Origin of the sequence: Arenimonas sp. (assembly GCF_035312645.1) — a bacterium.
Taxonomy (GTDB): Bacteria; Pseudomonadota; Gammaproteobacteria; order Xanthomonadales; family Xanthomonadaceae; genus Arenimonas.
Window position 1 is genome coordinate 1 of sequence record NZ_DATGBO010000110.1, and the last position, 21,365, is coordinate 21,365.

Annotated in this window: 22 protein-coding genes; 14 read left to right on the forward strand and 8 right to left on the reverse strand. The window is 64.8% G+C overall.

Annotation, left to right across the window (positions count from 1 at the left end; all coding sequences use genetic code 11):
* Window positions 1-1,054, forward strand: a 1,054-nt coding sequence (locus VKM35_RS10215) for a diguanylate cyclase (protein WP_324320915.1), incomplete at its 5' end; no start/stop codon positions are given.
* Window positions 1,055-1,111: 57 nt separating this feature from the next.
* On the opposite strand, the gene VKM35_RS10220 is transcribed toward VKM35_RS10215, so the two are convergent.
* Entirely contained in the window at window positions 1,112-1,375 is a 264-nt protein-coding gene (locus VKM35_RS10220; RefSeq protein ID WP_324320916.1) for a hypothetical protein, read from the reverse strand.
* Between the two features lie 166 nt (window positions 1,376-1,541).
* Window positions 1,542-4,679 carry a bifunctional proline dehydrogenase/L-glutamate gamma-semialdehyde dehydrogenase PutA gene (putA, locus tag VKM35_RS10225; protein WP_324320948.1) on the reverse strand — a complete coding sequence of 1,046 codons (3,138 nt, stop codon included), beginning with the start codon at window positions 4,677-4,679 and terminating at the stop codon, window positions 1,542-1,544.
* 231 nt (window positions 4,680-4,910) lie between these two features.
* Between putA and VKM35_RS10230 the strand changes: the two genes are divergently transcribed.
* The 6 genes from VKM35_RS10230 (at window position 4,911) to VKM35_RS10255 (ending at window position 9,758) form a co-directional block, all read left to right on the forward strand.
* On the forward strand, window positions 4,911-5,417 hold the full coding sequence (locus VKM35_RS10230; RefSeq protein ID WP_324320917.1) for a DUF2244 domain-containing protein: 507 nt from the start codon (window positions 4,911-4,913) through the stop codon (window positions 5,415-5,417).
* A gap of 6 nt (window positions 5,418-5,423) precedes the next feature.
* Entirely contained in the window at window positions 5,424-6,365 is a 942-nt protein-coding gene (coxB, locus tag VKM35_RS10235; RefSeq protein WP_414636621.1) for a cytochrome c oxidase subunit II, read from the forward strand.
* Window positions 6,366-6,443: 78 nt separating this feature from the next.
* Complete coding sequence (gene ctaD, locus VKM35_RS10240; RefSeq protein ID WP_324320918.1) at window positions 6,444-8,084, forward strand: cytochrome c oxidase subunit I; 1,641 nt, start codon at window positions 6,444-6,446, stop codon at window positions 8,082-8,084.
* 48 nt (window positions 8,085-8,132) lie between these two features.
* Window positions 8,133-8,264 carry a hypothetical protein gene (locus VKM35_RS10245; RefSeq protein ID WP_324320919.1) on the forward strand — a complete coding sequence of 44 codons (132 nt, stop codon included), beginning with the start codon at window positions 8,133-8,135 and terminating at the stop codon, window positions 8,262-8,264.
* Window positions 8,261-8,842, forward strand: a complete 582-nt coding sequence (locus VKM35_RS10250) for a cytochrome c oxidase assembly protein (RefSeq protein WP_324320920.1) — start codon at window positions 8,261-8,263, stop codon at window positions 8,840-8,842. Before VKM35_RS10245 ends, VKM35_RS10250 begins: the two co-directional genes overlap by 4 nt.
* Before the next feature lie 34 nt (window positions 8,843-8,876).
* Window positions 8,877-9,758 carry a cytochrome c oxidase subunit 3 gene (locus tag VKM35_RS10255; RefSeq protein ID WP_324320921.1) on the forward strand — a complete coding sequence of 294 codons (882 nt, stop codon included), beginning with the start codon at window positions 8,877-8,879 and terminating at the stop codon, window positions 9,756-9,758.
* Window positions 9,759-9,852: 94 nt separating this feature from the next.
* Here VKM35_RS10255 and VKM35_RS10260 read toward each other — a convergent pair whose 3' ends face one another.
* The gene (locus VKM35_RS10260) at window positions 9,853-10,095 is read right to left on the reverse strand and encodes a twin transmembrane helix small protein (protein ID WP_324320922.1); all 243 of its coding nucleotides are present in this window, start codon (window positions 10,093-10,095) and stop codon (window positions 9,853-9,855) included.
* Between the two features lie 57 nt (window positions 10,096-10,152).
* Between VKM35_RS10260 and VKM35_RS10265 the strand changes: the two genes are divergently transcribed.
* From VKM35_RS10265 to cyoE, 4 genes are all read left to right on the forward strand, one after another.
* Entirely contained in the window at window positions 10,153-10,857 is a 705-nt protein-coding gene (locus VKM35_RS10265; RefSeq protein WP_324320923.1) for an SURF1 family protein, read from the forward strand.
* The gene (locus VKM35_RS10270) at window positions 10,854-11,417 is read left to right on the forward strand and encodes a hypothetical protein (protein WP_324320924.1); all 564 of its coding nucleotides are present in this window, start codon (window positions 10,854-10,856) and stop codon (window positions 11,415-11,417) included. The genes VKM35_RS10265 and VKM35_RS10270 overlap by 4 nt, the downstream gene beginning before the upstream one ends.
* A gap of 87 nt (window positions 11,418-11,504) precedes the next feature.
* Complete coding sequence (locus VKM35_RS10275; RefSeq protein ID WP_324320925.1) at window positions 11,505-12,638, forward strand: COX15/CtaA family protein; 1,134 nt, start codon at window positions 11,505-11,507, stop codon at window positions 12,636-12,638.
* A gap of 139 nt (window positions 12,639-12,777) precedes the next feature.
* Window positions 12,778-13,680: a heme o synthase gene (gene cyoE, locus VKM35_RS10280; RefSeq protein WP_324320926.1), complete on the forward strand. Its 903-nt coding sequence runs from the start codon at window positions 12,778-12,780 to the stop codon at window positions 13,678-13,680.
* A gap of 56 nt (window positions 13,681-13,736) precedes the next feature.
* Here cyoE and VKM35_RS10285 read toward each other — a convergent pair whose 3' ends face one another.
* The 4 genes from VKM35_RS10285 to rpsU form a co-directional block, all read right to left on the reverse strand.
* On the reverse strand, window positions 13,737-14,798 hold the full coding sequence (locus tag VKM35_RS10285) for an OmpA family protein (protein ID WP_324320927.1): 1,062 nt from the start codon (window positions 14,796-14,798) through the stop codon (window positions 13,737-13,739).
* An 83-nt stretch (window positions 14,799-14,881) separates the two neighbouring features.
* Window positions 14,882-16,615, reverse strand: a complete 1,734-nt coding sequence (gene dnaG, locus VKM35_RS10290; RefSeq protein WP_324320928.1) for a DNA primase — start codon at window positions 16,613-16,615, stop codon at window positions 14,882-14,884.
* Window positions 16,616-16,725: 110 nt separating this feature from the next.
* Window positions 16,726-17,172 carry a GatB/YqeY domain-containing protein gene (locus VKM35_RS10295; protein ID WP_324320929.1) on the reverse strand — a complete coding sequence of 149 codons (447 nt, stop codon included), beginning with the start codon at window positions 17,170-17,172 and terminating at the stop codon, window positions 16,726-16,728.
* 117 nt (window positions 17,173-17,289) lie between these two features.
* The gene (gene rpsU, locus VKM35_RS10300; RefSeq protein ID WP_324320930.1) at window positions 17,290-17,505 is read right to left on the reverse strand and encodes a 30S ribosomal protein S21; all 216 of its coding nucleotides are present in this window, start codon (window positions 17,503-17,505) and stop codon (window positions 17,290-17,292) included.
* Between the two features lie 115 nt (window positions 17,506-17,620).
* Here rpsU and tsaD point away from each other — a divergent pair, with 115 nt between their 5' ends.
* From tsaD to folK, 3 genes are all read left to right on the forward strand, one after another.
* Complete coding sequence (gene tsaD, locus VKM35_RS10305; RefSeq protein ID WP_324320931.1) at window positions 17,621-18,634, forward strand: tRNA (adenosine(37)-N6)-threonylcarbamoyltransferase complex transferase subunit TsaD; 1,014 nt, start codon at window positions 17,621-17,623, stop codon at window positions 18,632-18,634.
* A 74-nt stretch (window positions 18,635-18,708) separates the two neighbouring features.
* Window positions 18,709-19,062 carry a dihydroneopterin aldolase gene (gene folB, locus VKM35_RS10310; RefSeq protein WP_324320932.1) on the forward strand — a complete coding sequence of 118 codons (354 nt, stop codon included), beginning with the start codon at window positions 18,709-18,711 and terminating at the stop codon, window positions 19,060-19,062.
* Window positions 19,062-19,559 (forward strand): 2-amino-4-hydroxy-6-hydroxymethyldihydropteridine diphosphokinase, encoded by a 498-nt coding sequence (folK, locus tag VKM35_RS10315; RefSeq protein WP_324320933.1) that lies wholly within the window; start codon window positions 19,062-19,064, stop codon window positions 19,557-19,559. The genes folB and folK overlap by 1 nt, the downstream gene beginning before the upstream one ends.
* Here folK and VKM35_RS10320 read toward each other — a convergent pair.
* Window positions 19,556-21,271: a hypothetical protein gene (locus tag VKM35_RS10320; protein ID WP_324320934.1), complete on the reverse strand. Its 1,716-nt coding sequence runs from the start codon at window positions 21,269-21,271 to the stop codon at window positions 19,556-19,558. The genes folK and VKM35_RS10320 overlap by 4 nt on opposite strands.
* Between the last annotated feature and the right edge of the window lie 94 nt (window positions 21,272-21,365).

A 21,365-nucleotide genomic window follows, 5' to 3' on the forward strand; every position in this document is an offset into this window, starting at 1 on the left:
CGAGGCCGGCAACGCGCTAGGCACCTTGTGCGTGATCGATCGCCGGCCGCGCACGCTCGAGCCCTGGCAGCGCGAGATGCTCGCCGTGCTGGCGCGGCAGGTGCGCGCGCTGTTCGATCTGCACCGCCAGCGCAACGACGCCGAGCGCGAACACTACCGACTGGAGCTCGCGCTCGACTCGGCGAAGATGGGCATGTGGGAACACAACGTGCGCACCAACCACGCCGAACTGATGGGCAACTACGAAGCGCTGCTCGGTTTCGCGCCCGGCGAATTCCCCGGCACGTTCGAATCCTTCCTGGAACGCGTGCATCCCGATGACCGCGACATGGTGGCGACCAAGCTGCAGCGCGCGATCGAGCTCAACGACAATGCGCCGTCGGAATTCCGCGTGCTCCGGCCCGGCAACGAGGTCGCCTGGATCCGCGCGACCAGCCGGCAGATCCGTGACAATTTCGGCAACGTCACGCACATGATCGGATTGATTTCCGACTGCACCGAACAACGGCTGGAACAGGAGCGCCTGGCGATCTACCAGAACGAATTGCTGGAGATGGCGACGCGCTACGAACTGCTCAGCCTCACCGATGCGCTGACCGCGCTGGGCAATCGTCGCGGCCTCGACGAACAACTGGCGCTGCGCATCGCGCACGCCGCGCGCCATCACGAAGCGGTGGTCGCACTGGCGATCGACGTCGACCATTTCAAGAGTTACAACGACAGCTTCGGCCACGCCGCCGGCGATGTCGCGCTGGTGCAGGTCGCTGCCTGCCTGCGCGATTGCGTGCGTGCGGAAGACTACGTCGCGCGGCCTGGCGGCGAGGAATTCGTCGTACTGCTGTCGGACATCGATGCCACCGGCGCGCTGGCCCTGGCCGAACGCATCCGCCACGCGATTGAAACCGCGCCCTGGCCGCAGCGCAAGGTCACCGCCAGCCTCGGCGTGAGCCTGCTGGAAGGATCGGCCGCGGAAGAAAACGATCTGCTGCAACTCGCTGACCGCGCGCTCTATCGCGCCAAAGCCGAAGGCCGCAACCGCGTCTGCACGAATTGACCACACCAAAAAAACGCCCGGCGAATGCCGGGCGCTTTGGACCGCTGACGCATCCGGTCAGGATGCAGGCATCTGGCTGGGCACCAAGCCCGCTCCGGCGCCCATGAAGACGCTCAGGACCAACACCACGAAGCCAACAACACAGATGAGGAAAGGCTTCTTGTTCTGCTGCCAATGCATGATCGCGAAGATCAGCGACACGAACGGAATGAACAGCGAGCCGAGCCCCCAGAGAATGCTCGTCTTGAAGGCATTGATCAGGATCCAGATGCCGCCGACCAACGAAATGATGACGCCAAGAAAATAAAGTGCGGTTCCCATCGTTTTCCCCTTCCCCAGGTATGACAATCGAGGGGCGCGGTCGCGCCCGGTCAGACAATAACCCGGCATGTCCGCAGAGGGAATCCTGATCGGGGCCAGTGTGCTGGGCGCGCCGGATCCGGCGCCCGCTGGCGCGACCAACCCCGGGGCGCCACCCCCGGGCGGATCAGTCGGCCAAAGTCAGCAACGAGGCGTTACCGCCGGCCGCTGTGGTGTTCACGGTCAGCGTGCGCTCGGAGGCGAACTTGAGCAGGTAGTGCGGGCCGCCGGCTTTTGGGCCGGTGCCGCTCAGGCCTTCGCCGCCGAACGGCTGCACGCCAACGACCGCGCCGATCTGATTGCGGTTCACGTAGCAATTGCCGACGTGCACGTTGCGCGCGATGTGCTGCACGGTGGCGTCGATGCGCGAGTGGATGCCGAGCGTGAGGCCATAACCGGTGGCGTTGATCGCCGCGAGCACATTGTCGAGTTCGCTGGCCTGATAGCGAATCACGTGCAGCACCGGCCCGAACACTTCGCGCGTGAGCTGCGACAGCGACGTCAACTCATACACGCGCGGCGCAAAGAAGCTGCCGTGCGCGCAAGCAGCGGGCAACGGAATTTCCTTGACGAGCTTCGCTTCCTTGGCCATGCGCTCGGCATGCGCGACCAGCAACGCGCGCGCGTCCTCGTCGATCACCGGGCCGACATCGGTCGAAAGCAGTGCCGGATCGCCGACGACGAGTTCGTCCATCGCGCCGGCGAGCATGTGGATCACCTTGTCGGCGATGTCCGACTGCACGAACAGAACGCGCGCCGCCGAACAACGCTGACCCGCGGAATCGAACGCCGCGACCATCGCGTCCTTGACCAGTTGCTCTGGCAACGCGGAAGAATCGGCGATCAAGGCATTCTGGCCGCCGGTCTCGGCGATCAGCGTCGCCAGCGGCGCATTGCGTGCGGCGAGCGCGCGATTGATCGCCCAGGCGGTGTCGGTGGAACCGGTGAACACCACGCCGGCCACGCGCGGGTCGCGGGTCAGCGCAGCGCCGACGGTGGCGCCATCGCCCGGCAGGAATTGCAGAACGGTTTCCGGCACGCCGGCTTCATGCAACAGCTTCACCGCGAGATGCGCGATCAACGTGGTCTGTTCGGCGGGTTTGGCGATCACGGTGTTGCCGGCGGCGAGCGCGGCGGCGATCTGGCCCATGAAGATCGCCAGCGGGAAATTCCACGGGCTGATACACACGAACACGCCGCGGCCATGCAATTGCAGTTCGTTGGATTCGCCGGTCGGGCCCGGAAGTTTTTCCGGCTGGCCGAACAGCTTGCGCCCCTGCACGGCGTAGTAGCGGCAGAAATCCACGGCCTCGCGCACTTCCGCGACCGACGCCGACAACGACTTGCCGGCTTCCTTCACACACAGCGCGATCAACTCGGGCATGCGCTCTTCCATCAGGTCGGCGGCGTGCTCGAGGATCTTGGCGCGGCTCGCGGCCGGGGTCAGATCCCAGGTATTGAAGGCAGCGCGCGCGTTGACCAGGGCGCGTTCGACCTGCGCGGCGTCGCTGGCCTGCCATTGCCCGACGGTGTCGCGGCGGTCGGCCGGGTTGGTGACGGTATTCATCGCGCCGCCACCATTTGCGCCTGGGACCAACGGTGCGGCACTCCAGGACTTGATCGCCGCGTTGATGCGGTCGGCGAGCGCGAGCAGATCTTTGTCGTTGGCGAGATTGACGCCCATGGAATTCTTCCTGTCGGTGCCGAAAATGGCGGACGGCTGCGGGATGCGCGGATGCGGTTTGCTGTCGTAGGCGGCGACGGTCGCGACCGGATCGGCGACGAGTTCGGCCGGCGGCAGCGTTTCGTCGGTGATGCGGTTGACGAAGCTGGAATTCGCGCCGTTCTCGAGCAGGCGGCGCACGAGATACGGCAGCAGGTCTTCGTGCGAACCGACCGGCGCGTAGACGCGGCAGGGCACGTCGAGATGCTGCTTGCCGATGGTCTCGGCGTAGAGGTGGTCGCCCATGCCGTGCAGGCGCTGGAATTCGAAGGCCTCGCCTTTCGCCATCTGGTGGATCGCGGCGATGGTCTGCGCATTGTGGGTGGCGAACATCGGATACAGCGCATCGCTGGCGGCGAGCATTTTTCTTGCGCAGGCCAGATAGCTGACGTCGGTGTTGGCCTTGCGCGTGAACACCGGATAGCCGCCGAGGCCATCCATCTGCGCCTTCTTGATTTCCGAATCCCAGTACGCGCCCTTGACCAGGCGCATCGGCATGCGCCGGCCGGCGCCGCGCGCGAGATCGATCAGATAATCGATCACGAACGGCGCGCGCTTCTGATAGGCCTGCACGGCCAAGCCGTAGCCTTCCCAGCCGTCCAGCGATTTGTCGACGAAGGCGCCGCCGATGACATCGAGCGACAACTCCAGGCGCTCGGATTCTTCCGCGTCGATGGTGAAGCCGATGCCCTGGGCTTTCGCCAGCTGTGCTAGTTCGAGGATGCGCGGCGTGAGTTCGGCCTGCACGCGCGCGCGCTTGGCGAGCTCGTAGCGCGGATGCAACGCCGACAGTTTCACCGAGATCGAGGGCGCGGCGAATACGTTGGCATACGGGCCGCCGGAGCCGATCGCGACGATCGCCTTGCGGTAGGCCTCGAGATAACGCGCCGCATCCTTGGCGGTGAAAGCGCCTTCGCCAAGCATGTCGAAGGAATAGCGATAGTTGGCGTTGTCGCCCTTGCGCGAGCGTTCCAGCGCTTCGTTGATCGTCCGGCCCATCACGAACTGGTGGCCCATGATGCGCATCGCCTGGCGCACCGCGAGGCGGATCGCCGGCTCGCCCATGCGGCCGATCAGGCGCTTGAAGGAGCCGAAGACATCGCGCTGGGTCTCGCCGGCCAGGCCAACCATGCGGCCGGTGAGCATCAGGCCCCAGGTCGAGGCATTGACCAGCACCGAGCTCGACTGGCCGACATGCGAATCCCAGTCGGCGTCGCCGAGTTTGTCGCGGATCAGGCGGTCGGCGGTCTCGCGGTCGGGAATGCGCAGCAACGCCTCAGCCACGCACATCAGCAACACGCCCTCTTCCGAGCTCAGGTCGTACTCGCGCATGAAAGCCTCGACCATCGCCGGGTCGGTCGCGCGGATACGCGTGCGCTGCACCAGCGCGATCGCTGTAGCCTGGGCAGCGGCCTGTTCGTCGGCGGGCAGGCGCGCCTGCGCCAGCAGTTCCTCGAGGTGTTCGGCTTCGTCGCGCAGGTAGGCAGCGGTGATGCGGGCGCGCAGCGGCGAGGTGGTAGCGGGCAGTTCAGGGCTGAGAATGGAGCTCACGGCGTTCCCGGCAGACGGCGGAGCAGTGGCTCCGCGAAGCCGGCCATTCTAGTCGCCGCGACGCATGCCGGCAAAGCGCGCATTGTGCCGAGAAACCTCGGCACGATCGGCGCAAAACCGCGATGTAGATCGCCTTGCAGCAGGGCTCTTGGCTTGCCCCGGGCCGGCGCCGGGGCGTAAAATTCGCGGGTTTTCGGCCGGGGGCAAACCTTCGGGGCCATCGTGATAGAGCGCCTTCCCTCGGTTCTGGCCGGTTCGGATGCGCAGCTCTTGCTACGGCCGCGGCGGGCGCTGACGGCGGGGCAGTTCGGAATCGTGTTCGCGATACTCGCGGGCGCCATGTGGGCGGTGGCCTTGGCCACTTTCAGTCAGGGCAATGTCTTCGCTCCGGCTTTTGCGCTGCTCGACAGCGCGCTGGTGGCGGTGGCGTTGCGTTGGGCATGGCGGCTGGGCGAGCGCTACGAGTTGATCGCATGGGGCGAGCGCTGGCTGGAAGTGCGCCGATCCACGCAACCGGAACCGGCGTTCCGCGCGCACCCCTACTGGGTGCGGCTGCGGGTGGCGCGGGAATCGGGGCAGGCGCGGCTGCTGTTGGCTGCCTGTGGTGAAGAGGTCGAGGTCGGGGCATTCCTTTCCGATGAGGAGCGCCTGGATCTCGCCAATCAGTTGAAACAGTTGCTGGCGGTCGCTTCCGGGCGCGGCCAGAGTGCAGATCACAGCTTGAGGTAGGTTCCGATGAATGCAGCTTCGAAAGCCCCACGCTCCTTGCGACACGTCGTCGGCCTGATGCTGGCCCTCGCCACCCAGGCGGCCTTCGCCATCGGCAAGCCCGAAGTCGATCCGGTCGAACCGCAGCACTGGCAATTGAACATGACCCAGGGCGTCACCGCGACCGCCCACAACGCCTACATGGGCCACATGATCATGTTCTGGATCTGCGTGGTGATCGGCACGATCGTGTTCGGTGCCATGGCCTTCGCGATGTTCAAGTTCCGCCACTCCAAGGGCGCGGTGGCGGACAAGGATTTCACCCACAGCACCAAGCTCGAGCTGATCTGGACCTCGATACCCGTACTGATCCTGATCGGCTCCGCAATTCCGGCCACCAAGATGGTGATGGCCGAGTACGACGCCAGCCACAATCCGACGCCGCCGGCGATGACCGTCAAGGTCACCGGTTACCAGTGGATGTGGCGCTACGAATACGTCGGCGAGGATGTTTCCTTCATCAGCCGCCTCGACCGCGAGTCGGATGCCCTGCGCCAGAACGAGAATGCCACGCAGGCGCAGATCGCCGCCAAGCAGCACTACCTGCGCGATGTCGACCATCCGCTCGTTCTGCCCGCCGATACCCGCATCCGCTTCGTCATCACCGGCGACGACGTCATCCACTCCTGGTGGGTCCCGGCGCTGGGCTGGAAGCAGGATGCAATCCCTGGCGTGATCAACGACGCCTGGACCGAAGTGCACGAACCCGGCACCTACCGCGGCGTCTGCGCCGAGCTTTGCGGCAAGGACCACGGCTTCATGCCGATCGTCATCAAGATCGTGCCCAAGGGCGAATACAAGAGCTGGCTGGCCGAGCAGAAAGCCGCGAATGCGCCTGCTCCGGCAGCGATCGCCGCAGTCGCCGCGCCTGCGCCGGCAACCGCTGCGGCGCCCACCACCGCGCAATGATGGCTGCGCGTGACGGGGCCACGCCCCGTTCCGCCGGTCCCACGAATTCGAATTAGAACTGAAACAGAGGCAAGCGACATGGCTAACCAAAGCGCCGCCCACGACCATCACGACGATCATGACCATGGTCACCAGCAGAGCTTTTTCCAGCGCTGGTTCCATTCCACCAATCACAAGGACATCGGCACGCTGTACCTGGTGTTCTCGCTGGTGATGTTCTTCATCGGCGGTGCGATGGCCATGCTGATCCGCGCCGAGCTGTTCCAGCCCGGCCTGCAGCTGATGTCGCCGGAATTCTTCAACCAGATGACCAGCACGCACGCGCTGGTGATGATCTTCGGCGCGGTGATGCCGGCCTTCGTCGGCCTGGCCAACTGGATGATCCCGCTGATGATCGGCGCGCCCGACATGGCACTGCCGCGCATGAACAACTGGTCGTTCTGGATCATGCCGTTCGCCTTCACCCTGCTGCTGATGCCGTTGATCCTGCAGGTGGTGTTCCACATCGGCGGCGGTGGCCCGGCCGGCGGCTGGACGATGTATCCGCCGCTGTCGCTGCAGGGCGGCAACAACACGGCATTCCTGATTTTCGCCGTGCACCTGATGGGCATCAGCTCGATCATGGGCGCGATCAACATCATCGCCACCATCCTCAACATGCGCGCCCCGGGCGTGGACCTGCTGAAGATGCCGGTGTTCGTCTGGACCTGGCTGATCACCGCTTTCCTGCTGATCGCGGTGATGCCGGTGCTCGCTGGCGCGGTGACGATGCTGCTCACCGACAAGTTCTTCGGTACCAGCTTCTTCAACGCCGCCGGCGGCGGTGACCCGGTGATGTTCCAGCACATCTTCTGGTTCTTCGGTCACCCCGAGGTCTACATCATGATCCTGCCGGCGTTCGGCATCGTCTCGGAGATCATCCCGACCTTCGCGCGCAAGCCGCTGTTCGGCTACCAGGCGATGGTGTACGCGACCGCCTCGATCGCCTTCCTGAGCTTCATCGTCTGGGCCCACCACATGTTCACCGTCGGCATGCCGCTCGGTGGCGAGCTGTATTTCATGTACGCGACGATGCTGATCGCGGTGCCGACCGGCGTGAAGGTGTTCAACTGGATCACCACGTTGTGGCGCGGTTCGATCAGCTTCGAAACGCCGATGCTGTTCGCGCTCGGCTTCGTGATCATGTTCACCATCGGTGGCTTCTCGGGCCTGATGCTGGCGATCGTGCCGGCCGACTTCCAGTACCAGGACACCTACTTCGTCGTCGCGCACTTCCACTATGTGCTGGTGACCGGCGCGATCTTCGGCATCATGGCCGCGGTGTACTACTGGCTGCCGAAATGGTGCGGCCGCATGTACAACGAGACCGCCGGCAAGTGGCATTTCTGGCTGAGCACGATCTTCGTGAACCTGCTGTTCTTCCCGCAGCACTTCCTCGGCCTGGCTGGCATGCAGCGCCGCGTGCCCGACTACAACCCGGTGTTCGCCGATTTCAACATGTGGTCCTCGATCGGCGGCTTCGGTTTCGGCCTGACCCAGATCCTGTTCGTGGTCATCGTGGTCCAGACCATTCGCAGCGGCGCCAAGGCGGCCGATCGCGTCTGGGAAAATGCCCATGGCCTGGAGTGGACGGTGCCGTCGCCGGCGCCGCACCACACCTTCACCACGCCGCCGGTGATCCGCCCGGGCGATCTCGCCCACGGCGACATCACCCACTAAGCAACAAGCGCATCCCCGGTCCGCCGGGGATGTTCGCCTGAGGTTCGCATGACAACGCCCGACTCCCTCGATCCGCACGCTGCCCGTCGCGCCGGCATCCGCCGCACGGCATGGATTCTCGCCGCCGTGGCATTCGCCTCGTACGGCCTGTTCCTGTATTCGGCGATGGCACCGAAGTGACTCCCGAACTCGCCGGCACGCTCAAGCGCATCGCGCTGATCTCGGCGGGCTCGTTCGTGTTCGCGTTCTCGCTGGTGCCGCTGTACAACGTCGCCTGCCAGAAAGTGTTCGGCATCAAGCTCGAGCGCGGCCCCGCCGGCGAAACCGAGCTGGCCGGCATCAAGGTCGACAACAAGCGCACCGTGCGCGTGGATTTCGACGGCACCGTCAATTCCAAGCTGCCGTGGGCGTTCAGTCCGAAACAGCTGAGCATGGACGTGCATCCAGGCAAGCAGTACGAGGCCTTCTTCGTCGCGCGCAACCAGGCCACCAGCGACATGGTCGGCAACGCCGCGCCGTCGATCGTGCCGGTCGAGGCGTCGAGCTATTTCGACAAGACCGAGTGTTTCTGCTTCACCCAGCAGATGCTCAAGGCGGGCGAGGAACGGCTGATGCCGGTGCGCTTCATCGTCAATCCGGCCCTGCCCGCCGACGTATCCACGATCACTCTGTCTTATACTTTCTACCTCAACGACACGGCGACCGCGCAGCTGCACGCGCCCAGCCTGCCGATCGCAGCGGCCGTCACGGCGCCCTGACCGGTCGAATCAATCAGGAATCCGGGGAATCCCCATGGCACAGACCCACGACGCTCACGACGCAAACGTTTACTACATCCCGCACCACAGCCGCTGGCCCTTCCTGGGCTCGATCGGTTTGTTCACCACCATGATCGGCGTGGCCAACTGGATGAACGGCAACGCCTGGGGCGAAAACGTCTTCTTCGTCGGCATCGCGATGGTGTTGCTGGTGCTCGGCAACTGGTTCGGCGACGTCATCGCCGAGTCGCTGCAGGGCAAGTACAACGCCCAGGTCGACACCTCCTTCCGCATGGGCATGATGTGGTTCATCTTCTCGGAAGTGATGTTCTTCGCGGCGTTCTTTGGTGCGCTGTTCTACGCCCGGCAATTCGCGCTGCCGTGGCTTTCCGGTGAAGGCGACGGCGCGCTGACCAACGAATTTCTCTACAACGGCTACACCGCCGGCTGGCCCGCGAACGGCCCGGGCAACATCGGTGGCCATTACGAGATCATCCCGGCCTGGGGCCTGCCGCTGCTCAATACGATGATCCTGCTCAGCTCGGGCGTGACCATCACCCTCGCCCACCACGCCCTCAAGGCCGGCAAGCGCCAGTCGCTGCTGTTCTGGCTGGGTGCGACGGTGGCGCTGGGCGCGACCTTCCTTTACTGCCAGGCGACCGAATACCACGAGGCCTACACCCAGCTCAATCTCACCCTGGGCTCGGGTATCTACGGCTCGACCTTCTTCATGCTCACCGGTTTCCACGGCATGCACGTGACCCTGGGCGCGATCATGCTGAGCGTGATCTGGCTGCGCTGCCTGAAGGGACATTTCAGCAACGACCACCACTTCGCCTTCGAGGCCGTGGCCTGGTACTGGCATTTCGTCGACGTGGTCTGGCTCGGCCTGTTCCTGTTCGTGTACGTGCTTTGATCTGAGTCGAAGCAAGCGCGGAGCGCGGCTGCGGCCGTTCTCCGCGGCAATAAAAAAGGCCGGCATCGCCGGCCTTTTGTTTCGGTGGTGGGTGTCAGTGCGCCGCAGTCGCAGGCGTTGAAGGCTCCTGCTGGATCGGCGAACTGTTGCCCTTGATCACGCCGGTGAACAGGCCCAGCGCGACCAGCGCGATCAGACCGATCGACAGGCCGATGCGCCAGGTCAGCGAGTTGACCGTGCGCTTGGTCGTGCCCTTGTCCACCATCATGTAGTACAGACCGGCACCCAGGTTCCAGAGAATCACGACCAGGACAGCGATGATCAGCAGCTTCTGCATAGGTTTCATCCCGCGACGTTCGATGCCGGCATTATCGGCGCCGCGGCCGGCGCTGTCATGAAATCGCGGATCGTACTTTGGCTGCTCGCCCTGGCGGTGGCGACGGGTTTCGTCGCGCTGGGGCGCTGGCAGCTGCATCGCGCGGTCGAGAAACAGACGATGCTCGATCGCGTCGCGCAGGTGATGACGGCGCGGCAGGCGCAGCCGCTGGCCGCGCTCTCGCGTTCGAACGACCTCGACTACGCCTGGGCTGCCGGTCACGGTGTCTTCCCCGATGCTCCCGCGCTGCTGCTCGACAACCAGCGCCGCGGCGATGCCGTCGGCGTGCACGTCTACCGCGTGTTCCTGCCCGATCAAGGCCGCGCCCTGCTCGTCGATCTGGGCTGGCTGCCGCTGGCCGGCGATCGCGCGCTGCCGACGCTGGTGCCTCCGCCCGCCGACAGCCAATTACGCGGCCTTCTGCTGCCGCCGCCCGCCGCCGGCATGGCGCTGGGCCCGGGCTATGCCGAAACCGACGCACAACGCTGGCTGCTTACGCGTATCGACCTGCCGCTGCTGTCGAAGGCGCTCCGGCGCGGACTCGCGCCGCGCGTGCTGCGCCTGGATCCGGCGCTGCCGCTGGGCTACGCACGCGATCTCGACGTACTGCCCAATACCCTGCCGCCGGAACGTCATCGCGGCTATGCCCTGCAATGGTTCGCGATGGCCGCGGCCGTGCTGATCATCGCCCTCCTTCTTACCCTGCGTCGTCCGAAACCATGACCGAAGCCACCGCCCGCGACAAACTCCGTTCCCGCCTGATCCTGCTGCTGGTCGTCGCGATGTTCTTCAGTTCCTTCGGCATCGCCGCCTACCTGCGCTTCACCGGCTGGATGCCCGGCGGCCATGGCAAGAACATCGGCGAGCTGATGCAGCCGCCGAAAAACCTCGCCGCGATCGCGCTCAAGCGCGCCGATGGTTCCGACTACGCCTGGACCTCGGACAACCAGCGCTGGCAGATCGTGTTTGTCGCGCCGCAAAACTGTGGCACCCCCTGCGCACAGATGCTCGATACCTTGCATCGTCTCTGGCTGTCCGAAGGCCGCCTGGCCGATCGCGTACAGGTGGTCTGGTTCGGCGACCTGCCCGCCAACGCGCCACGCTTTCGCATGCTGGTGCCGATGGCGGCGAATCCGCAGTTCCTGCAGGCGTTGCCCGATACCGCGAGCGCGCAGGCCCTGCCGGTGTATCTGGTCGACCCGACCGGCTATCTGGTCATGCGCTATCCACCGGGTTTCGAGCCGGGCGGCCTGCGCAAGGATCTGGCGCAATTGCTGAAATGATCCGGCCCTTGACCGCGATCTGCCACAGCGATGCTGGCCGATGCCGGTCCGTGCCGGTATCTTCACCCGCTCTGGCAAGGTGACCCGATGAACCTACCCTCCCGCCACTTCCATCGCCTCGCCTGGGTGGCCGTGCTGCTCGCTTTCGCCATCGTCGTGTTCGGCGCCTTCGTGCGCCTGTCCAACGCCGGCCTGAGCTGCCCGGACTGGCCGACCTGCTACGGCCGCGCCACCTGGCCCGTGCACGCCGACGATATCGCCCATGCCAATGCGCATTTCGAGCGCGCCGTGGAAACCAGCAAGACCTGGCGCGAGCAATTCCACCGCCATCTCGCCGCGACCCTGGGTCTGTTGATTCTGATACTGACGCTGATCGCCGCACGCCGCCGGCCGCAGGGTCTGGCAAGCATTCTTGGCGCGGCCGCGCTGGTGGCGATTTCGATACCGCTGTACATCACGCAGCACTACCAGCTCGCGATCGTGCTGGCCTTGTGCGGCGAGACGATCCTGCTGTTCAACGCGATCCGCTGGTCGAACACCGATTTCTCGCGGCTGACCGCGATCGCGCTGATGGTAGTGATCTTCCAGGCCGTGCTCGGCATGTGGACGGTGACCTGGCTGTTGAAGCCGGTGGTGGTGATGTCGCATCTCCTCGGCGGCCTGGCGACGTTTTCGCTGCTGACCTGGCTGGCCTGGAGCGCAACGCCGGGCACGGCGCTGGTGCAGGCGGTCGCGCCAAAACTGCGGCGCCTTCTCTGGATCGGGCTGGTGCTGCTGGTGCTGCAGATCGCGCTCGGCGGCTGGACCAGCAGCAATTACGCTGCGTTGGCCTGCGGCAGCGATTTCCCGATGTGCCGCGGACAATGGTGGCCGCCGCACGATTTCCATCAGGCCTTCGTGATCTGGCGCGGCATCGGTGTCGATTACGAAGGCGGCGTGCTCGACGATGCCGCGCGCGTGGCGATCCAACTCGCGCACCGCGCGATGGCGGTGCTGGTATTCGGGCATTTGCTGGTCGTGGCCATCCGCATGATCATCACCCCGGGCCTGCGCTACTGGGGAATCATCCTGCTGCTGCTGATCTGCGCGCAGGTCGCCCTGGGCATCAGCAACGTGGTGTTCGGTCTGCCGCTGTGGGTCGCGACCGCGCACACCGCCGGCGCCGCACTGCTGTTGTTCGTGATCGTCGGTCTGCTCGCGCGCCTGCGCGCACCGGAGTAGGAGCGATGGCAATCGCGACAAGGGCTACCCCAGAAAAAGCCTCCTCAAAACTCGTCCGATTGCGTCGATCGAAGCATCGCCGGAATGTCGCGATTGCCATCGCTCCTACCCGCCGCAACCGAGGCATTACACTTCACGCATGACGATTCCCTTCAACCAGTACTGGCAGCTGACCAAGCCGCGCGTGGTCGCGCTGATCGTGTTCACCGCGATCATCGGCATGTTTCTCGCCGTGCCCGGTCTGCCGCCGTGGCGGGCGCTGGTATTTGGCAGCCTCGGTATCTGGCTGGCAGCAGCGTCGGCGGCAGCGATCAATCATCTGCTCGACCAGCGCATCGATGCGTTGATGGCGCGCACCTCGCACCGGCCGCTGCCGACTGGCTCATTGAACGCGACGCAGGTGCTGTTGTTCGCGGTCGCGCTCGGCACGCTGTCGATGCTGCTGCTCGCGCTCTGCGTAAACCTGCTCTGCGCGCTGCTGACGTTCGCATCGCTGATCGGCTACGCGATCATCTACACCGGCTTTCTCAAACGCGCCACGCCGCAGAACATCGTGATCGGCGGCGCCGCCGGCGCCGCGCCGCCAGTACTGGGCTGGGTCGCGGTCACCGGCCACGTGCATGCCTACGCGTTGTTGTTGTTCCTGATCATCTTCATCTGGACACCGCCGCATTTCTGGGCGCTGGCGATCTTCCGGCGCGAGGATTACGCGCGCGCGATGATCCCGATGCTGCCGGTCACCCACGGCGTCCAGTACACGCGCTGGCAGATCCTTTTCTACACCGTGCTGCTGGTGCTGGTGACGCTGCTGCCGTGGATCGCCGGCATGAGCGGCATGTTCTACCTCGGCGGCGCGGCGGTGCTCGGCGCCGGCTTCCTGTACTACGCGATCCGCCTGATGAAGCCGCCGTCGGAAATGTTCGCGATGCAGGTTTTCAGTTACTCGATCTGGTACCTGATGGCTCTGTTCGCCTTCCTGCTGATCGACCACTGGTTGCTGCCGGTGTCCGACGCGGCGATGAGCCTGCAAAAGGTCGCATGAAAAAAAGCCCCGCGATGCGGGGCTTTTTTCTGCCGCCTGACGCCGGCATCAGCAAATCATTTCTTGACTAGTTCGACGCGCCGGTTCTTCGCGCGTCCGTCCTCGCCGTCGTTGCTCGCCAGCGGCGACAGCATGCCGATACCCGCGGCTTCCATCTGCCCGCCCTTGACGCCGTACTGGCTCACCAGAGCGGCGACAACCGCGTTGGCGCGGCGCTTGGACAGATCAAGGTTGGCGCCCTGCGTACCGACGTTGTCGGTGTGCCCGACGATGTAGACCTTCAGCGCCGGATCGGCTTTGAGCAGGGACGCAATCTGTTCCAGCGCCGGCGTCGACTCGGGCTTGATGTCGGTCTTGTTGGTATCGAAATACAGGCCGTACAACGCGATGCGGCCGGTATTGGTCAGCGAGCGCGCCATCTCCGCCGCACTCACCGTCACCATCTTCTGCTCGCGCGCCTTCGGCTCGATCGCCACCACCATCGCCACGGTGTAGTCGTTGAGCGCCTTGCAGTACAAATCGTTGCCCACCGTGTAGACGAGTACCGCCAGTGTTACGTCACCATCGGCGGTCGGCAGCTTCATCGCGACATAACGCTGCTCGCTGATACTCATCGTGCTCGCGCAATTGCCGTTGGTGAAATTGGCGGCTTTCACCCGTTCGTGCGGGTAGAGCTTCTCCAAAAGGCCCTGCGTGCCGCCGCCGTGATCGTTGCCTTCCAGGTCGCCACCGCAGGCCTCGTTCTTGCACGAATACAAGGCGGTGCCGCCGGCGGCGCGAATCTCGTCGACATAGTTGCGCACCACTTCCAGCGGCGAACGCCCCGCTGGCACGACATAGAGCAGTCGCGTGTAACGGCCTTCGGCGACCAGCTTCTTGTCGGGCTCCATCACGTAGTTGTTCATGCGGTCGCTGTGGTCCGGCACCTTCTTGAGCACCGACAGCGGCAGCACGAACTGGTCGAAAGACTTCTGCTCGTAGTTGACGATGTAACTGCCTTCGTAGCGCTTGAGGAAGGGCAGATCGTGGGCCCCATCGACATCCTTGGTCGGGACGGTCGCATCAGCGGCAGCGAGGATGGGCAGGCAGAGCAACAGGGCGAACAGGAAACGACGCATGGCGGTCCTCCGGGGCAGGTCCTTTCGGGAACGCGCGAATACCAATGTTCAGGCCAGCATTGGCCGTTGCGTCGCGCGGAAAATCAGCGGCGCGGCGACTGCAGTTCGCGCAGTTCGGCCTTCTCGTCCGCGCTCAGGCCGGTCATGCCGACCTCGCCGATGCGCGCATTGAGTTCGTCGACACGCTGCTGCCGCGTCTGCCGGTCGAGCTGGCCCAGGGCATCGAGAAATTCCTCGCGCCACATCGCCTCGTCGCCGGGCAGGGACTGCATCGCCAGTTTCTGCAAGGCCGCGCCTTCCTCGCGTTCGGCGAAATGCGCGAGCACCGCGCCAGTGCCGATATCGGGACGCTCGCGCACCAGCGCGATCAATTCCACCAGCAGGGGAATGCCGGGCTGGCGGAGTACGCCGAACAGATACGGCGGCTCGATCGCCTGCGCAAGTTGCGGCTGCTGCAAAAGGAAAGAAATGGCAGCGCGCACAAGGCTGGTTTTCGGCGCAGGTGCGGCGCCACGCGCCGGTCGCATCGACGGTGTATGCGGCGTTGCCGTCGGTTGCGCGCGCCCGCCAACGCCGGTGATTTCTGCCAGACGCTGCTGCATCAAATCGCGAAAAGCACCATCGGGCACGTTCGCCAGATACGGCTTGGCGCGCTCGGCCAGTCGCGCCCTGCCCTCGAGCGAAAGCAGGTTCACGTCCTTGGACAGTTCGCTGAAAAAGAATTCGCTCAACGATGTCGCTGCAGCAAGACGGATATCGAATCCGGCCGCGCCTTCCTGACGCACGATGCTGTCGGGATCCTCGCCGTCGGGCAGGAACAGGAAAAACGCCTGGCGACCATCCTTCATACGCGGCAGGATTGATTCGACCGCCTTCCACGCTGCGCCGCGCCCGGCGCGATCGCCGTCGAAACAGAAATACACATCCGCGGCGTTGCGAAACAACAATTCCGCGTGGTCGGGCGTGGTCGCCGTACCCAGCGTCGCAACCGCTTGCGTGACGCCGTACTGGAACAGTGCGACCACATCCATGTAGCCCTCGACGACGATCAGGCGCGGAATCTTCGCGTGCGCCTGACGCACCTGCCACAGCCCGTAGAGTTCGCGACCCTTGTGGAAAAGCGCGGTCTCCGGCGAGTTGAGGTATTTCGGACCATCGTCTTTCTCGAGGACGCGGCCACCGAAAGCGATGACGCGGCCGCGGCGATCGTGGATCGGAAACATCACGCGATCGCGGAACTTGTCGTAGACGCGGCCGCTGTCGTTTTTCGACAACATGCCGGTCTTTTCCAGCAGGCGCAGCCGGCGTTCGTCGCCGCCAAGCGCGTCCTTGAGACCGTTGAAACCTTCGGGCGCGTAACCGATCAGGAAACGCGCGCGGTTGTCGGCGTCGACGCCGCGCTTGTCGAGATAGGCCGCTGCCTTCGCGTTGCCGGCCAGTTGCGTCTGGAAGAATTTCGCCGAGGCATCGAGCGCCGCGTACAGATCGCGCGATTCGCCGTCCTCGTTGCGTACCTGTGCATCCTTGGGCACGTCGATGCCGACGCGCTTGGCCAGTTCCTCGACGGCATCGAGAAACTCGAGCCGGTCGTAATTCATCAGGAAGGAAATCGCGGTGCCGTGCGCGCCGCAGCCAAAGCAGTGATAGAACTGTTTGGTCGGCGATACCGTGAAACTCGGCGAGCGCTCGTCATGGAACGGACAGCGCGCGGAATACTCGCGGCCCTGGCGCTTGAGCGGAATGCGCGAGCCGATGATCTCGACCAGATCCGTCCTGGCGAGAAGATCATCGATGAAGGCGTCGGGGAGGCGGGCCATGGAGGGTTAGGATGCCATGCCATCAATGCCGATGTAGGAGCGACGCAAGTCGCGAACGCCCGATTCGATGGCGACGCGTTCGCGACTTGCGTCGCTCCTACATGGGGATGTCAGCCCGCGAGCTTCGCCTTCACCATGCCCGACAGCGCGCCCATGTCGGCGCGGCCGGCGACTTTCGGCTTCAGCACGGCCATCACCTTGCCCATGTCCTGCGGGCCGGTGGCGCCGGATTCGGCGATCGAGGCGACGACGGCGGCCTCGACCTCTTCCTCGCTCATCTGCGCGGGCAGGTAGGCCTGGATCACGCCAAGCTCGTACCGCTCGACGGCGGCGAGGTCTTCGCGGCCATGGGTCTCGTACTGACTGATCGAATCCTTGCGCTGCTTGACCATTTTCTCGAGCACGGCCAGCACGATAGCGTCGGTGATCTCGATGCGTTCATCGACTTCACGCTGCTTGATCGCAGCATTGATCAGGCGGATGACGCCGAGACGATCCTTCTCGCCGGATTTCATCGCGATCTTCATGTCGTCGGTGAGCTGGGCTTTCATGGACATGGTCTTCTCCAGGAGACGCGGCGGAACGGGATTTCGGTGCGATGGAATTCAATCCACCAGAAGCACGAAAAGCCGGCGACGCTTGCGCGCGGCCGGCTTCTCGACAAACGCCGCGGCTCAGTAAAGGCGCTGGCGCTTGGTGACGTCGCGCGAGCTGCGACGCAGCTGGCGCTTCACCGCGGCAGCGGCCTTGCGCTTGCGCTCTTGCGTCGGCTTCTCGTAGAACTCGCGCTTGCGGGTTTCGGCCAAGACGCCGGCCTTCTCGCAAGTGCGCTTGAAGCGGCGCAGGGCAAACTCAAACGGCTCGTTTTCGCGGACTTTGACAGCAGGCATGGGAACTCCAAATCGGGACTACGCCAGTCACGGGCAAACCCCGTTCGGCGAGCCGCGTATGATACGCGGCCTGGGCGGGACGGCGCAAGCCAAAGCCCCTTTTTCCGGGAATGACATGCGGGTACTGGGCATCGAAACCAGCTGCGACGAGACCGGCGTGGCCGTCTACGACACCGCCGCGGGCCTGCGTGCGCACGCGCTATACAGCCAGATCGCCCTGCACGCCGAGTACGGCGGCGTGGTGCCGGAACTGGCCAGCCGCGACCACGTCCGCAAGCTGCTGCCGCTGGTGCGCCAGACCCTGGCCGAATCGGGCCTGGCCGTCGCCGATATCGATGCCGTCGCCTATACCGCCGGGCCTGGCCTGGTCGGGGCCCTGATGGTGGGTGCAGCGGCCGGTCGCGCCCTGGCCTGGGCCCTCGATGTACCGGCGCTGGGCGTGCACCACATGGAAGGCCACCTGCTTGCGCCGCTGCTGGAGGATCCCACCCTGCAGCCACCCTTCGTCGCCCTGCTGGTCTCCGGCGGCCATACGCAATTGGTGGCCGTCACCGCCATCGGGCAATACCGGCTGCTTGGCGAGACCCTGGATGACGCCGCCGGCGAAGCCTTCGACAAGACCGCCAAGCTCATGGGCCTGCCCTACCCCGGCGGCCCGGAATTGGCCCGGCTCGCGGAAACCGGCCGCCCCGGCCTGTTCAAGTTTTCGCGGCCGATGACCGATCGCCCCGGCCTCGATTTCAGCTTCTCCGGCCTCAAGACCCAGGTTCTGCTCGCCTGGAAGGCCTCCGACCAGAGCGAGCAGACCCGCGCCGATATCGCCCGCGCCTTCGAGGATGCGGTGGTCGATACGCTGGCGATCAAATGCGAACGCGCGCTGGAAGAGGCGAATGCAGACATCCTCGTCGTCGCTGGCGGCGTCGGTGCGAACAAGCGCCTGCGCGCCCGCCTGGAACTCATGGCAACGAAGCGCCGCGGCCGCGTCTGCTTTCCGCGCCCGGAATTTTGCACCGACAATGGCGCGATGATCGCCTTCGCCGGCGCTCTGCGCCTGCAGGCCGGCCAGCACGAAAACGCCAGCGTCACGGTGTTTCCGCGCTGGGATATGGCGGGGTTGCCGGCGGTGTGAGAAGCGCTTCCCGCCTTCGCGGGGATGACGAGAAAAATATTTCCATTCACCACTCACTCCCCCAAAGAAATCCCATGGACAAAGTCTTCATCGAAGCCCTCGAGATCGAATGCGTGATCGGCATCTACGATTGGGAGCGCAAGATCAAGCAGCCGATCGTGTTCGACATCGAAATGGATTCGGACAACCGCAAGCCTGCGGCCAGCGATGACATCGCCGATACGCTCGACTACAAGGCGATCAGCAAGCGGCTGATCCAGTTCGTGTCGGAGTCGAGTTTCGGCCTGGTCGAAACCCTTGCCGAGCGCTGCTGCGCGATCATCATTGATGAGTTCTGCGTCGCCCGCGTGCGCCTCAAGCTGAGCAAGATCGGCGCCGTGCGCGGCGCGAAGGCGGTCGGTGTGATCATCGAACGCAGCCGGATCTGATGGCCAAGGCCTACCTCAGCCTCGGCGCCAACCTCGATCCCGTGCAGCACCTGCGGCGCGCGCTGCGGGAGTTGCGCGAACGCTTCGGCAATGTCCTCGTCTCGCCGGTTTACCGTACTGCGGCAGTGGGTTTCGACGGCGCCGATTTCCTCAACGCCGCCGCGATCATCGATAGCGATCTCGACCCGATCGCGCTCGACGCCTGGCTGCACGCGCTCGAGGACGCGCACGGACGGCGTCGCGACCAGCCGCGTTTCTCGGATCGACCGCTCGATATCGACATCATCTTTTTCGACGATCGCGTGCTGACCGGGCCCGGTCACCTGGAAATTCCACGCCCGGAGCTGCGTCACGCCTTCGTGCTGAAACCGCTGTTCGACCTCGCCCCGGGTTTTCGCGATCCGCGTTCCGGCCGCACGCTGGCCGAACTCTGGGCGCAGCTGCAAGGGGAAAATCCCGAAGAATCCTCGCGACTGCTACTGACCGCGATCGACTAGCGCGCAGCAACCGCAGCGCAGCGCGCCGGTGCGGGCTGGGCGAGAAAATCGCGATTCATCCGGCGCACGACATCGAGCAGCGGACCGGGTCGACCGTCGGCATCGTAAAGACCACCGTACTGCACGTGATCGAACAACTGCAGCGAACGCAGTGCGAGATCGCCGTGCACGGCAACGACCTGCAGATCGAGATGATCCGCGGCCGGTCGCGGGCCGATCACCGCACAGACCTGATGGCGACCGGGCGCCGGGAACTCCAGCGTGACCGCAGCGCCATTGCCGGCCTTCACCGACAATCGTGCCGATTGTCGTACGTCGGCTTCGATGCATACCTGGTCAGGCATCGCATCGTCTTTGGGAAGCCGCCCGCGCTTCGCGGGAATGACCTGCGCCAATTCATCGCCACCGATCATTCGCAATTGGAAATCGCCATCCGGCAGAGCTTCAAGCGCCGCGCGCGCCGCGCCTTTCGCAGGCTGCAGCGACCAGCCATCGAGTCCGTAGCCGAAGGTGGGGTTGTAGATCGGACTCTCGCGATAATCCTGCGCGGTCCAGAACCCGTAGCCTTGCACATGATTGGCTTTCATCACGCAGACCGCGCGGCTGAGGAATGCGGGAATTTCCTCCGGCCGAAGCACCGCGTTGCGTTCGTAGCCCGGCGTGTTGTCGACGACATTGAATTGATCGATGAACAGGTTGCGGCCGCCGCTGCTGTCCGCCGTTTCCTTCAGCAGCGCGGTGAACAGGCGCAGGCCTTCCTCCGCGCTGAGTTGCTCGCCGGCATTGTTCGCCCCCCAGAACGGAGCCCAGTAGATCGATAGCGGCCGACCCGGCGGCAGAACTTCCATGCCGGCGTGGCTGATCCAGCGATCGACCTCGGTGTGACCATTCTTCTCGATGAAGTGCGGATCCTTGTCGACGCGCGCCTCGTAGGAAAGATTCGGCAATGCCGACAGCGCGGGACGAAACAATTTTTCCACCACCAGCCAATCCCAGTAGGCATTGAATGCCTCGGCGTGCTCGTCCTGCGGCGTCGGCAACACATCGGGCGGCGCCGCCACCTTCGGCCTGGCCGCACGAAATTCCTGGTAGTCGCCACGCGCGCGATCATCGATCCGGCGCAACCATTGGTCTTCCCAACTCATGAAAGTCAGCGCGACGCCAGGGCGATCGGCGATTTCGCGGCCGAGGCGCGCGACGAATTGCTGATAGGCCGCGCGCGTCGCCGGATCGTTCAACAATCGGTCGCTGCGATCGCCGACATCGCCGGCCTCAGGTTCGAAACTCCAGCCGTAGCCGACCCGCAGCACGACCTTGAGCTTTGCCCGCGCCGCTTCATCGAGAAGGAAGTGCAGGCGCTCGAACGCGCGCTCGTCGTAGCGGCAGCAGGGCGCGAACACCGGCTGGAAATCGCCCCAGGACACCAGCAGCACGACGGCATTGAAACCATCGCCGGACATCCGGGAAAAATCCTCGCGGACATCGCCGCGACGAAAACCGGCGATGAAATTCTTCGGCCACTGCCGGCCGAAATAATGCGCCGCCACCAACGGCTGAGTGCTGGCCGATGCTGTCGTTGTCGCTGTCGCCGATGCCTCCGCCGTCACGGCAACCGCCCCGCGATGCTGCTCCGAACACGCGACCGCGAGCAACAAGCCCAGGCAAAGGCCGGTCAGGCGCAAAACGAGGGCGGGATTCGGATTCGCAAGCATTCGCTGTCCTGCTGTCGTGGCCGCGGGCATGAAGTATAGTCCGGGCGCCGTCGGGTGACTTCCGGCGGTTGCCGTCGGCGTGCAGACCGGCGGC

Excerpts from the sequence above, each read along its gene's own strand:
- VKM35_RS10275 (WP_324320925.1), top strand. The coding sequence starts at position 11,505 with ATGAACCTACCCTCCCGCCACTTCCATCGCCTCGCCTGGGTGGCCGTG.
- coxB (WP_414636621.1), top strand. The coding sequence starts at position 5,424 with ATGAATGCAGCTTCGAAAGCCCCACGCTCCTTGCGACACGTCGTCGGC.
- VKM35_RS10295 (WP_324320929.1), bottom strand. The coding sequence starts at position 17,172 with ATGTCCATGAAAGCCCAGCTCACCGACGACATGAAGATCGCGATGAAA.
- folK (WP_324320933.1), top strand. The coding sequence starts at position 19,062 with ATGGCCAAGGCCTACCTCAGCCTCGGCGCCAACCTCGATCCCGTGCAG.
- VKM35_RS10220 (WP_324320916.1), bottom strand. The coding sequence starts at position 1,375 with ATGGGAACCGCACTTTATTTTCTTGGCGTCATCATTTCGTTGGTCGGC.
- ctaD (WP_324320918.1), top strand. The coding sequence starts at position 6,444 with ATGGCTAACCAAAGCGCCGCCCACGACCATCACGACGATCATGACCAT.
- VKM35_RS10255 (WP_324320921.1), top strand. The coding sequence starts at position 8,877 with ATGGCACAGACCCACGACGCTCACGACGCAAACGTTTACTACATCCCG.
- tsaD (WP_324320931.1), top strand. The coding sequence starts at position 17,621 with ATGCGGGTACTGGGCATCGAAACCAGCTGCGACGAGACCGGCGTGGCC.
- cyoE (WP_324320926.1), top strand. The coding sequence starts at position 12,778 with ATGACGATTCCCTTCAACCAGTACTGGCAGCTGACCAAGCCGCGCGTG.
- VKM35_RS10285 (WP_324320927.1), bottom strand. The coding sequence starts at position 14,798 with ATGCGTCGTTTCCTGTTCGCCCTGTTGCTCTGCCTGCCCATCCTCGCT.
- VKM35_RS10320 (WP_324320934.1), bottom strand. The coding sequence starts at position 21,271 with ATGCTTGCGAATCCGAATCCCGCCCTCGTTTTGCGCCTGACCGGCCTT.
- VKM35_RS10245 (WP_324320919.1), top strand. The coding sequence starts at position 8,133 with ATGACAACGCCCGACTCCCTCGATCCGCACGCTGCCCGTCGCGCCGGC.
- folB (WP_324320932.1), top strand. The coding sequence starts at position 18,709 with ATGGACAAAGTCTTCATCGAAGCCCTCGAGATCGAATGCGTGATCGGC.
- dnaG (WP_324320928.1), bottom strand. The coding sequence starts at position 16,615 with ATGGCCCGCCTCCCCGACGCCTTCATCGATGATCTTCTCGCCAGGACG.
- VKM35_RS10265 (WP_324320923.1), top strand. The coding sequence starts at position 10,153 with ATGAAATCGCGGATCGTACTTTGGCTGCTCGCCCTGGCGGTGGCGACG.
- VKM35_RS10270 (WP_324320924.1), top strand. The coding sequence starts at position 10,854 with ATGACCGAAGCCACCGCCCGCGACAAACTCCGTTCCCGCCTGATCCTG.
- rpsU (WP_324320930.1), bottom strand. The coding sequence starts at position 17,505 with ATGCCTGCTGTCAAAGTCCGCGAAAACGAGCCGTTTGAGTTTGCCCTG.
- VKM35_RS10260 (WP_324320922.1), bottom strand. The coding sequence starts at position 10,095 with ATGCAGAAGCTGCTGATCATCGCTGTCCTGGTCGTGATTCTCTGGAAC.